6 protein-coding genes are annotated in these 11,637 nt (G+C 67.3%); 3 read left to right on the top strand and 3 right to left on the bottom strand.

The features are described 5' to 3' along the window. Together AB0O07_RS22665 and AB0O07_RS22660 are read right to left on the bottom strand one after the other, a co-directional pair. Window positions 1-3,159, bottom strand: coding sequence for a helicase-related protein (locus AB0O07_RS22665; RefSeq protein ID WP_365636002.1), 3,159 nt, complete (start codon window positions 3,157-3,159; stop codon window positions 1-3). Continuing rightward, complete coding sequence (locus AB0O07_RS22660) at window positions 3,156-4,772, bottom strand: NERD domain-containing protein (protein ID WP_365636000.1); 1,617 nt, start codon at window positions 4,770-4,772, stop codon at window positions 3,156-3,158. Before AB0O07_RS22660 ends, AB0O07_RS22665 begins: the two co-directional genes overlap by 4 nt. Window positions 4,773-4,928: 156 nt before the next feature. On the opposite strand from AB0O07_RS22660, the gene AB0O07_RS22655 reads away from it, so the two are divergent. Genes AB0O07_RS22655 through AB0O07_RS22645 form a run of 3 tightly spaced genes read left to right on the top strand, consistent with a single transcriptional unit; the run spans window position 4,929 to window position 10,356 of the window. Then, entirely contained in the window at window positions 4,929-8,483 is a 3,555-nt protein-coding gene (locus AB0O07_RS22655) for a sigma-70 family RNA polymerase sigma factor (protein ID WP_365635999.1), read from the top strand. Further along, window positions 8,480-9,472, top strand: coding sequence for a hypothetical protein (locus AB0O07_RS22650; RefSeq protein WP_365635997.1), 993 nt, complete (start codon window positions 8,480-8,482; stop codon window positions 9,470-9,472). Before AB0O07_RS22655 ends, AB0O07_RS22650 begins: the two co-directional genes overlap by 4 nt. After that, complete coding sequence (locus AB0O07_RS22645; RefSeq protein WP_365635995.1) at window positions 9,469-10,356, top strand: DUF6339 family protein; 888 nt, start codon at window positions 9,469-9,471, stop codon at window positions 10,354-10,356. Before AB0O07_RS22650 ends, AB0O07_RS22645 begins: the two co-directional genes overlap by 4 nt. On the opposite strand, the gene AB0O07_RS22640 is transcribed toward AB0O07_RS22645, so the two are convergent. Beyond that, window positions 10,325-11,560 carry a DNA cytosine methyltransferase gene (locus AB0O07_RS22640; protein ID WP_365635994.1) on the bottom strand — a complete coding sequence of 412 codons (1,236 nt, stop codon included), beginning with the start codon at window positions 11,558-11,560 and terminating at the stop codon, window positions 10,325-10,327. The two genes, AB0O07_RS22645 and AB0O07_RS22640, sit on opposite strands and share 32 nt — an antisense overlap. Window positions 11,561-11,637 lie beyond the last annotated feature (77 nt).

Below are 11,637 nucleotides of genomic sequence, written 5' to 3'. Positions count from 1 at the left end.
TCATGCTCCCTTCACGGCGACAAGGCACTCACGGTCGACGTTGCGCATCGACTGGGCCGTCTCCCATATGCCGTCCTTCTTGCCGAAGTCGGTGAGGAGCGCGGAGTACATGCGCCCCTGGGACTGATAGTGGAGCCGGCTGCCGTCGCCGCGCGCGATCTCGGCTTCCTGCCTCCACTCCTCGATCCGCTCGTCCAGATGCTCGGCAGCGGCTTCGGCCTCCTCCGGGTCGGCCCGCCGCACGTGATCCACCACGAGGTCGCGGATCCGCGCGACCTCGGCCGCGTGGTGGACGATGTCCCCGGCCTTGTCCTCCGCGTCCAGGCCGATCCCGTGCCGCACCAGGATGGTCAGCACGGCGTGGAGTGCTCGCTTGCGCGAGGGCATCGACCACGGCGTGACACTGGTCGGTTCGACGTGTCGGTAGAGCGAGCGGTGGTAGACACCGAACGACTCGTAGTGGGACCGGTCGCGGGGCTTGGTCGAACGGAAGAGCGTGACGATGAGCCCCGGCACATGACGACGGCCGACACGGCTGGTGGCCTGGATGTACTCCGAGGTCGTCTTGGGCTGACCGTTCATGATCATGAGACCGAGTCGTGGCACGTCGACACCGACGGAGAGCATGTTGGTCGTGGCGAGGAAGGAGACGCTGTCGGGACTCTTGAAACTCTTGCCCAGACGTTCGAGGAGTCGGGGCTGAGCGGCACGAGGGATGTTGCTGGTCAGCTCGACCACCGACTCGTCGTTCAGCTCGCGCCGTAGGGCGTCGTCCTTCGTCAGATGTTCAAGACGCGCGGGGATGTCGTCCCTCGCGATCGTGACGGTGCGTCCGAGCTCCCGCAGGCTGTTGTGGTAGGCCACCGCGGTCCAGTACGCGTCGCGGAGCGTGTCGTCCTCACAGATCTCCTTCGGGGCCTGCAACGCGGCGGCGCCCACATGAACGGTCGAGGTCGAGGCGGTGTGCCCTTGGGCCATCACGCCCACGTACAGCCGGCCGGGCTTGTCCTCGTCGGGCGAGGCGAAGTAGGAGCTTCCGGCCTTGATCCCGGCCGGGGGAAAGAGCTGCGTCGGACGCCCGTAAAGGCTGCGCACCTGGTCCTGCGAGCGGCGGATGGTCGCCGTCGACGCGATGACCTTCGGCGCGGTTCCGCCCCAGGCGCACAGTTCGAGGATGGCCGATTCGTAGAGACCGACCGTCGTCCCCAGCGGGCCCGCCAGCAGGTGCAACTCGTCCTGGATCACCAGGGAGGGGGCGCGTCCGCCGTTCTTGCCGAAGAGGTTCCCCGCCTCCTTTTCCCATGCCAGGCGGGCGAACTTGTCCACCGTGCCGAGCACGAATGTCGGGGGCTCCTTGTAGATCTGCTCGTCCACGACGGACACCGGGAGCAGGTCGTGGAAGTCGCAGGTCCGACGTGGACAGAAGAACGACGTGCTGACGCCGTCCGCCCGGATGCCGAAGTCCTTGTCCTGCCCCGCTCGTACCGGGACGATCTCGGTGCCGCACCAAGGGCAGCGCTCCAGGAGGAAACGGTCGTCGGGTTCGTTCATCTGCTTCAGGACCCCGAGCTCGTCCTGTGCGACAGAGATCTTGTTCGGAGTCGTCTCCATGCCCACCCAGAGCCCGATGGAGATGGGCTCCTCCCCGAGGTCGTGGCGGAGCGGCCCGTCCTTTCCCCTCCTGATGTGCTCAAGGGCGCAGACGGCGGTCGCCGTACGTTGGAACTGCTGCGTGGTGAGCAGGCTCAGGGTGTACCGGCTCAGCACCGCCGTACCGCCGCCGAGGGCACCGAAGCGCAGCCGGCGCCAGAGGATCTCGAAGCAGGCGGTGAGGAGGTATGCCTCCGTCTTGCCGCCTCCGGTGGGGAACCAGATGAGGTCCACCGTCCTGCGATCCTCGTGCTCGGGGTTCATCAACCCCTCGACCACCAGGAGGAAGTAGGCGAGTTGGAACGGGTGCCACGCGTAGTCGCCGCCAGGTTCGGACAACTCGACCACTTCGCTGTTCCTGCGACGGCGGCTGCCCGCGAGTTCGGGGCGGCTGTGGAGCATCTGGAGCGCCATGGCCCGGTTGGCCAGACGGAACGCCTCGCGGGCCTTCTCCCCTGCCGGGGTCGGGGCGGTGAGGGCCGCCACCCCCGACGCCATACGGTCGAGGGCGGTCTCGATACGGTCGAGGATGCGCGCGACGGGTTCGGCGGCCCATTGCTGCACATCCTCGGCCTGGGACCGCTGGGTCTCGAACCACTCGCCGTATCCCAGGACGAAGGAGTCGAGTTCGTCCCGGAGGTCCGCCACCGTGAGATCGGTCCGGGACAGGCGCGCGAGATCGAGGATCGGCAGGTCCTTGGGACCGTCGGGCTTGATGTGCTCGACCACCTGTCGGGGCATGACCTGCGCCCGTACGGTGGTGACCGCGTCGGTGTCGGAATCCCACTCCACCGCGCATCCGTGCCCCACGGCCCTGGTCACGATGTGCCGGTACTGGACCCGGAGTTCCTGTTCCTCCTCGTCACGGCTGTTGAGACGGGTGCTGGGGTACTCCAGCACCCGCCCGCCGAGCGTGGTCGCCCGAAGTTCGGCCTGGAAGAGCATCAGGTCGCGGTCCTTGTACGTGCTCTCCTCCTCGTCATGGGCGTTGGCGAGGACACAGGTGACGAGGTGCCCGCCTCCGAACGGGCGCCACCGCACATGGAGACGACCGTGACCCTCCAGAACGGGGATCGGGGTCATGTCGTCCACCGTGACGGTTTTCGTGGTGGAGAGCCGAGGCTGCCTCTGCCAACGGCGACGCCCGCCCTCGCGGGACGTCAGATAGCGGGACGCCCCGCAGGTCACGTCGAGGTGCGACGCGTTGGTGAAGAAGGAGAAGCCGAGCGACGACGGGAGCCATGCGTTCGCCTCGGCCACGGGGTCGTCGGCGAAACTGTCCTCCTCGCCGTTCCCCGACGCCGATTCGCCGAATGCCTGTTCGCCGTCGTCCTGTGAGTGCTCCAGCAGCGAGGCGCCACGCGGATGCAGCGTCCCCATCAGATAGCGACGGTCCGGAGGGTCGGCGAGGATCTCGTCCTCGGCGCTGGCAGGACCGACCAACTGTCGGCGGAGGTAGGCGACGAACTCGGTACGGTGCTCGGAGAGCCGCGCTTCCGAAAGGTTCATCGGATTCCCTCCTGCCGCGTCAGGGTGGCGATGCCGAGATTCCTCAGCGCGCGGCGGGTATCGGGGGTGCAGGCGACCCAGAGCTGCGCGCGGGCCCTGGTCCAGGCGACATAGAGGGTGTCGAGGCGGCCCTTGAGATGGTCGGGTGCGAGGTCGATCAGGCAGACGACGCGGTTCTCATGGCCCTTGAAATCGGCGACGGACGACCAGGTGAGCCGATGCTTCGTCCGCTCCGTCCCGACCACGTCGACGAATCGCTCGATCTTGCCGGCCCGCCGGGAGAGACGGGCCGAACTCGTCCCCCACTCACCGGAGGCGGAGAGCACCGTGATGTCCCGTAGGGGGACACCCTCCTGTACCAACTCGTCCACGTAGGCGTCGAGAGCGGCGGCCTCCTCCTGAGGGTCTTGCACGTCGGCGAAGCGGACCGGTTCCCCTTCGCCTGCGGAGGCGACACCCGGATCCGCCCCCGTGTAGCGACGAACCTGATGGACGATCTGCACCGTGTTGCGGCAGTTGCGCCTCAGGGGGCCGTACGGCGTGCCGAGCTCGCTCAGGTAGTCCCATGCCTCGGGGTCGTAGGCGTCGGGCGTCAGGACCTGGTTGTTCTGGTCGAGCATGAAGATCCATCGACCCGTGTCGAGGCCGCCCGAGACCAGATTCTCCAGGACGTCGAGATGGTCGAGGGTCATCAGATCCTGCGCCTCGTCGACGATCAGGTGATCGAAGGTGCGGTGCCCGACTTCGTCCAGCCGCTCGAAGGGCAGGACGGTGATGGCGTGCTCGGGGAGGACTCTGCGCAGGTGAGTGGCGAGTGTGCTGCTCGCGCAGGTGAACAGGACGCTACCGGTTGCGGACTTTCGGCGAGCGGCCTCGGTGGCAAGGAACGTTTTTCCGGTGCCGGCGCCGCCGGTCCAGGTCAGACGCGGGTGGGTCTCGAGATCGTCCAGTCGGGCGAGTTGTTCGTCGGTGAGGCGCTCGAACGTCGCTTCGAGGTGCGTCAACCGGGAGTGCAGATTGGGTACGAGGTCGAATTCCGGCCGGACGGCGTCGAGCATCTTCTTGCGCAGGGCGGCGGATACGGGCGTCCGGGCCCAACGGTTCCGGTCCGACCAGAACCGGGTCGCCCGCTCGATGCCCTGCGCAAGGCCGCGTCCGCCGTCGTAGGCGGTCGCACCGAGATACTGCTGGGGCTCGAACTCGGTGGTGCGCGGGATATCGACATCCGGGGTGACCACCAAGTAGCCGCTGGGGACACCGTGGTCCCTCAAGTTGCCGATCAGCGCGCCGATCTCCCGATCGAACTCGTGCATCCCGCCGTTGGCCTGGGCGAAAGGACTCTCTTTGGGGCCGTCTTCACGGCCGGGCGGCCCGTAGTACCACTTCCCGTCGTGCTGTCGGACCTGGCCTCCCTTGACCTCGATGAAGAGCAGGATCTCCGGCATGATCACGACGAAGTCGATCTCGCCCACACGTTTCCTGTGGTGTTGTGGAAGATGCACCGAGTGGAGCGCGACGCTCTCGCCGTCCGGAATCGCCTTGAGGGCTGCGAACACACTCCGTTCGGCCTGGCTTCTGGTGTTGTTCGAGATCTCACTCGGAATGATCCGCATCCACTCTCCCCATGGTCACACCCTCGGCTCTTTAAGATACCGGTGACGGATCTCGCGGTAGGAAACCTGGTGAGGAAGTGCCGGCGGCGACAGCTCGATGAGTGATGGACTACGAGGCAGGGGGCACGGCGTGTGATACCGGGGGGCGAGAGTGTGATGGCGGGAGAGCGGGACGACGGAGCCGACAGACCGACGGATGAGGCCGGATGGGATCTGCTCGTCCGTCTCACCCGTCGATTCACGGACGAGGGGGTCGAGCGCCGCACGGCTCTGGAGCAGGTGATGAAGGCCGCGCGCCTCGACGCGCAGGAGACCTCCACCCTGTACGAGGCCGTGACCGCGGCGGAAGTGGCGGACGAAACCGACGAGGCCGAGCCGGACGCGTCACGGAGCGTGATCTTCGACCACCGGGCCGACTCCGACGGGGACTTCGAAGAGTCGGAAGGCGCCGAGGAGGAGGAAGGAGAGGAAGAAGATGCCCCGGACCCGGAGTCGTTCCGAGGGACCGTGCGGGTCCATGACCTGGCGGCTGCTCGTCGTGCCGCTCGGAAGGTGCTCGAAGTCGATCGAAGGAGGGCGGGGCCGCAGCACCGCCTGCTCAGCCCGGAGGAGGAGGTGGGGCTCTGCCTCCTGTTCCGAGGGGCCGGAAAGCCGTCGGAGCCCTTGCCGGACGGCTACCTGGCGGCGCTCCCGAGGGACGGTGAGGAGCACCGAGCGCTGACCGCGATGGTCGTGCACAACCAGCTCCTCGTCCGCAAGTTCCTTCACGGTCTGGGGCGTTGGCCGGACAACCCCATGTACGAGGATCTTCTTCAGCACGGCACGATAGGTCTCATCCGTGCCGTGGAGGGGTTCGACATCTCCCTGGGGTGCAAGTTCTCCACCTACGCCACATGGTGGATCCGGCAGAGAATCACTCGGGCCGTGATCAATGAAGAGGCGGCGATCCGTCTCCCGGTCCACATCTGGAACCATGTGGAAAAAGTACGGAAGGCGCAGAAGGCGATTCTCGACCAGGGCAGGATCCCCGAAGTGGACGATATCGCCCTGGCCTGCAAACTCGATCCTGAAAAGGTGAAGATCTATGTAGGGTTGAGTCGCCGTGCGGTTCTGTCGCTCGAACGACCCGTGGGCGAGAACGTGACGCTCGGAGATCTCGTCGTCGACACATTCCGTCCGGTGCCGGGCCCGGAGCAGATGCTTCGAGCCGCGTTCGAGCATCAGGAGATGATGCAGACTTTCGATGCGTGTGTATTCACGAAGAGAACGCGTGAAATTCTTCTGTTGCGATTCGGATTCATCGACGGGAAACCCTGGACGCTTGATGAGATCGGTAAGCGGATCGGGGTCACGCGCGAGCGCATCCGGCAGATCGAGAAGCGCGCGATCAAGGACCTGAGGATCCAGATGGGACTCGAACCCGACGACGAGGACGCGGAGCGCCGTCGGGCGAACGCCGCGCGCCGGATGGCGCGCGAAGCGGCGGGCGAGCCGCCGCCGAACGGTCGCACCGGCGCGGCGGGAACCACGCCGGGAACGGGGAACAGCGATGAGAGGAGAGCGGGAACGGTGGCCGTGAACGGCACGGAGTTCGATCGATGGTTGGCCGAGCGCATGCGGGAAAAGGGAACCGACGAAAGTGAACTGGCGCACCGCCTGGGAGTGCCCCGAGCGCTTGTCGAGACCTGGCTCCAAGGCCGCTCCGTTCCCAGCCCGGACCATGTGACCAAGGTGCGGGGGATCTTCGGGGTCGGGGAAGGGATCGGGCGGGACTCCGTGGTCGCTCCGGAGGATCGGGCGGAGCCGGTGGAGACGCCGGCCGTCTGGTATCACCGGCCCGGACACGACGACGGTGGAAGGGAGTTCGGCAATGCGGCGGCCTTCGCTTTCGAGGCCGATTTGGAGGTTCTCGCCCGCGAGGCCACCCAGAACAGCCTGGACGAGCGAGACCGGAGGAGTGACCTTCCGGTCCACGTCCGTTACACATTGCATGAACTGTCCGGTGACGCGCTGGCCAGATTCCGTGCCGCGATCCACTGGGACGTTCTGCGCCCCCACTACGAGGCCGCCGCTGCCCAGGATCAGAAGGTCGGACGCGTCATCAGCGCGGGTCTGCGAGATATGACCGAGCGAGACCGCCTGGTTCTTCTCCGTGTCGACGACTACAACGCCAATGGGCTGACCGGCGACGATTACGAGGACGGTCGCTTCGCGGCTGTTGTGCGGCGGCAACTCGACAGTCACAAGTCGAATGCCGCGGCGGGCGGTTCATACGGACTCGGTAAGGCGACGCTCTGGTCCACCAGCCGTCTCGGGCTCGTCCTCATGAATTCCACACTCTCCGAACCGCATGAGGGGCATACCCGAAGGCGATTGATCGGGCGCCTCGACCTGCCCTGGCGCGAGGTGGAGGGGAAGAGGTTCGCCGGTCCCGCCTGGCTGGGCCTGCCGGACCCGGAGTCCGACAACACGGAGGTCGTCCGCTCCTGGTGGGGCGACGAGGACACGGTCGCGAACCTGCATCTCACCCGCGAGAGCGATGAGCCCGGTACGTCCTTCCTGATCGTCGGAGCCCACGATGTCGCCGGCCTCGCGGGGGACGGACGGGATCAGGAAGGGGACTTGGACGACGACGACACTCTGGAGCGCATGCACCGGAGGTTGGTCCACGCACTGGGGCGGAACTTCTGGGCCGCCATGACAGCGGGCGGTGACCGTCGCCCCCTGCTGGAGGCTTCGGTGCGGACGCTGCGCAACGGTGCGGAAGTCCTTGCGGAGGAGCAGGTCGATCCCCATGTGCATCAGCCCGCGCGCTCGCGCGCCCTGCACGCCTTCCTGAGCGGCACGACGGTGGACCGGCTCACAGAAGCAGGTCAAGTGGCCCTCGTCACGGTGCCGTTGAAGGTCCCCGAAAGGGACGGGCTCGCCGGTACGGCCGGCGAACACCGGGCGGTACTGCTCGTCACCGAGGCCACCGACCAGGACGGCAGGATCAACCAGGTGACCGCGATGCGTGGCAATCGCATGACCGTCAAGACCAGTTCGGTGCCCGAAATCCCTGTGGGGACCAACCCGTTCCAGGGCGTTCTGCTCGTGGGACTCGCGGCGGGGGACGATGCGCCGTTCGCCGCCGAGGCCGAGGAGTTCCTCCGCTCGTCCGAGCCACCGGAGCACAACAAGTGGGGGCAGACCGAGGAGTTGCGGATGCGCTATTCGCCCTCGGCCCATCGGCGGATCGCGACGTTGACCACCGAGACCAACAAGGCCGTGCGCGGACTCGTGGCGATTCCTCAGGAGAGGAAGAGGAGTGGCGCGAGCAGGTCGAGCAAGCGGTTCAACCTCTCGGGAAGGCCCGCCGCCAAGGCCAAGGGGACGGTGGCGCCGCCGAAACTGGACGAGTTGAAGGCCGTCGTCGATGTCTCCGGCGCCTGGCAGGTCACCGCTGAGGTCAAGGTGTCGCCGGGGGGAGATCATTGGCGTATGAGCCCCGTCGCGAAGCTGGACGTTCGCTCCGGCACGCGTCCCGTGGTCATGTGGGCCGAACTCGTGGCCGTGAGCAACTGCGAGGTCTCCGACGGCATGCTGTATTTCCCGCCGGGCGTCCGCCGCGCCAGCTTTCGAGGAGTCACGGATGTGTCCACGCACCCGGTGCGGGCCGCGCTGACGGGACTCGTCGTCGAACTCCACGAGAGCAAGGGGGATGTCGCGTGAGGGCCTATCCCTACGAGCGGCCGACCGGCCCGGTGACGGCGCGTGTCACGGCCGTCCGGCTGATCGGCCCGGGCGACCATCGGGAGCAGATGGACACCAAGGGGTATTCGGTCGTCGAGAAGGTGGTGGCACTCGGCAGGGCCGAGCGCGACGACTGGCAGAGCGCACGGCTCACCCTGACCGCGACCGTACCGGTACGTGAGATCGAGACCAAGGGCCACTGGTCGGATGTCACGGTCGTCGCCGTCCTGACGGAGGGGGCCACCAACACGCGTACCGTCGCACGGCTGACGCCCGACGTGGTGGGCGGGAGGGAGTGGTCGGGGGAGATCGAACTCGACCGGTCCGACCACCTGGATCGTGCGTCCCTCGTCGTGCACGTGGTGGCGACCGTGGGCGGAGTCGAAGGGCGGGTCATCGCCTCCACGGACGACGAGTGGCTGGTCGACATGACGGCCGACGCCCCGCTCAGGCATCGCCAGATCGACCTGAACGCGGTCAGTTTCGCCCGCAGCGCCGAGTGGTTGCGCAGCTTCCGGGACGCCCCCTGGATCCTGGACACCGCGGGCCGGATGCCCGTCGTCCGCCTGAACTCGGATTTCGAGGGCCTCGTGGCGCTGGTGGACGGCCAGGGCTCGAAGGTGGAGAGCGTCGTACGAGAGATACTGCTGGCCCAGATGAGTACCGATGTGTGGACCGCCGTCTTTCACACCGCCATCGGCGACCTGGAGATCGAGGACGACGGGACGCCGCTCCTCCCGCCGGACTGGCGTGGCGAGGTGCTCCGCGAAATGCTGCCGGACATCGTTCCCGGGCGGTCCGTGGAGGACGCACTCCGCGAGGTGCACATCCGACGCACGGGCGAGGGGGGTTGGGCGGACCTGCAACCGCGGGTCCAGTACGCGGCCTCCCGCCGTGCCGAGGTCCCCCGGGCCCTGGCCGACACTGTCCGTGACATCGAACGACTCGACCAGGAGACCCGCGCGTGACTTCCCGCCCCGAGTACCTTCCGGAGCGACTTGCCCTGCTCTCCGATGTACAGGCCGCGGAGTACATTTCCGCGGGACTGTTGGAGGGACGCGACGACGTTCCTTCCATCGCGTTGAACAAGGTTGCCGAGCCGCTGCCCGACGACGAAGCACGACTGGGCCTGCACCGGGTACGAGATCTGATGGACCACGCCCTGGCGAAGTTCCACGGCGAACGCCCCACGGCGGCCGACGCCTGGCTGGCGCCGCGGTTGCACGAGACTCTGCGGTTGACGCGCCGGGAGGCAGCCGAGAAGGGGCTCTGGACGTATCTGGCCCTCGGGGTGGCTCCGGACTATGTCGTCTGGCGGCATCTCTCCGAGCCGAAGGCCGACGGCTCGCCCGGACGTGTGGCCCGGGACAAGTTCGTCGGCCCGCACTACAAGCAGGCGTTCGCCCGCCTGTGGTGGGCGGCCGAGCTCTTCCGCGACGGCCCGGACTACCGCCCCGCCGTCGTGGCCTGCGGTAGCCAGGACATGCTCAACTCGGCTCTCCGGCTGGACATCATCGACCACCGCCCCACCTCTCTCGCCCTTGTCCGGCTCATCGAGAGAGGGGTCGTGCGCACCGGTCGCGAGGTCAACGCCCTGACGGCCGCCGTCAATGCCGCTGCGGCCACTCTGATGTACGACGTCATCGCCCCGGACCTGGAACACGACGGCGACTCCCTGCGGGACTGGATCGCGGGGGCCGAGTCCGCCGGTCCGTCCCCCCGTAACAGCCTTCCCGAAGGCCCGGAGGAGGAGAGCGTCCCGGACGAGGCGGTGGAGCGGCTCGTCGCCCTCTTCGAGGACCTTTTCGAGGACGCGCCGGTCAGGGGGCGGGTTCCTGAGGAGAGCGGGTGACCTTGTGTGAATCCGGTGGGCACCGGCTCTGATCGCCACAGCCGATGGCACGCAGTTCGGCCGTGCCGGCCGGGGGCACATCGGGCCAGGTGACGGAGGCCGCCAGCTCCCCTTCCGAGGGAGCGTTCCCGCGGAGCGCCCGGCTGAGCACGTGCATGCCCAGCCGGGGCGGCACCGCGTTTCCCACTTGCTGCGCCTGGTCCTTGCCCGACCACGGGAAGTTGTGCGGGAAGGTCTGCAGAACCCCCGACTCGGGGATGGTGAACCGGTCGGACCGGGCCGCCTCGTATTCCTCCGCGGACCTGTACACCTTGTTCCGGGAGATCTTCCCGGTGACCGTGAAGGCGGGCTCGGAGGAGAGGCGCCGGCCCCGATTCTTCGGGTCGCCCCCGGAGCCGTAGTTCGAGACGACGAAGAACTTCATCCTGCCTCTCGTCCGGAGCCGGGACACGTCCACAGGCGAACCCTTCAGCCTGCTCGCCGAGTCGAGAGCCTCGGCCATGGAGACCCAGCGCCGCTTGCCTCCGGGGACGTCGGAATCGGCCGAGAACAGGTCCGGCTGGGAGGCGTTCCGTTTCCCACGATTCAGGTCGAAGGGGAGATGGGTGGTATCGAATGGTTCGATGGCTCCGTGCCCCGGGCGCCGGGCGACGAGTACGGCGCGTGTGCGCGTCTGCGGGACGCCGAACTGCTCCGTTTTCAACTGAAGGTATTCCGCCTCGTACTTGACGCCGTTGAGCCGCCCTTCGCCGGCGCGCAGAAGCTTCGCGTAGACCTCCCAGAGAGGCAGGGCCGCGGGCACCTGCTCCAGAACGATCACCTTGTAGGGGTCGCGTCCGTCCGTCTCGATCGCTTTGAGCAGCCAGCGAAGGGGCTCCAGGACCAAGGCGGTGCGCGAGTCGTCGAGGGCGCGCAGGTCCTCGTCGATCTTCGCCTCGTCGTCCCCGTCCACGAGACGGTGGATGAAATCCTTCACCTCGGAGAGCGCTCGCCGTCCCTTGCCGTTGCCCGCGACGGAGAAGGACTGACAGGGAGGCCCACCCGCCAGGACGTCGACCGACTTCGGGATCTCGTCGAAGCGACTCGCGCGCATCACGCTCACATCGGCGTGGATGGTCGGCAGTCCCGCGGCATAGCGGGTCTCGCACGCGTTCCGGTCCCACTCGATCCCGATGCTCTTGAAGCCCAGAAAGTGCGCTGCCACATCGAGTCCACCCGGGCCTGCGAAAAGGTCCAGAATCCGGATTCCGTCGAGGTGGTGAACCTGTGTTTCCGGGCTGT

It is taken from the genome of Streptomyces sp. NPDC093085, from assembly GCF_040683935.1.
GTDB lineage: Bacteria > Actinomycetota > Actinomycetes > Streptomycetales > Streptomycetaceae > Streptomyces.
The sequence above is the reverse complement of the archived record's forward strand: the minus strand, read 5'-3'. Positions and strand labels throughout refer to the sequence as shown.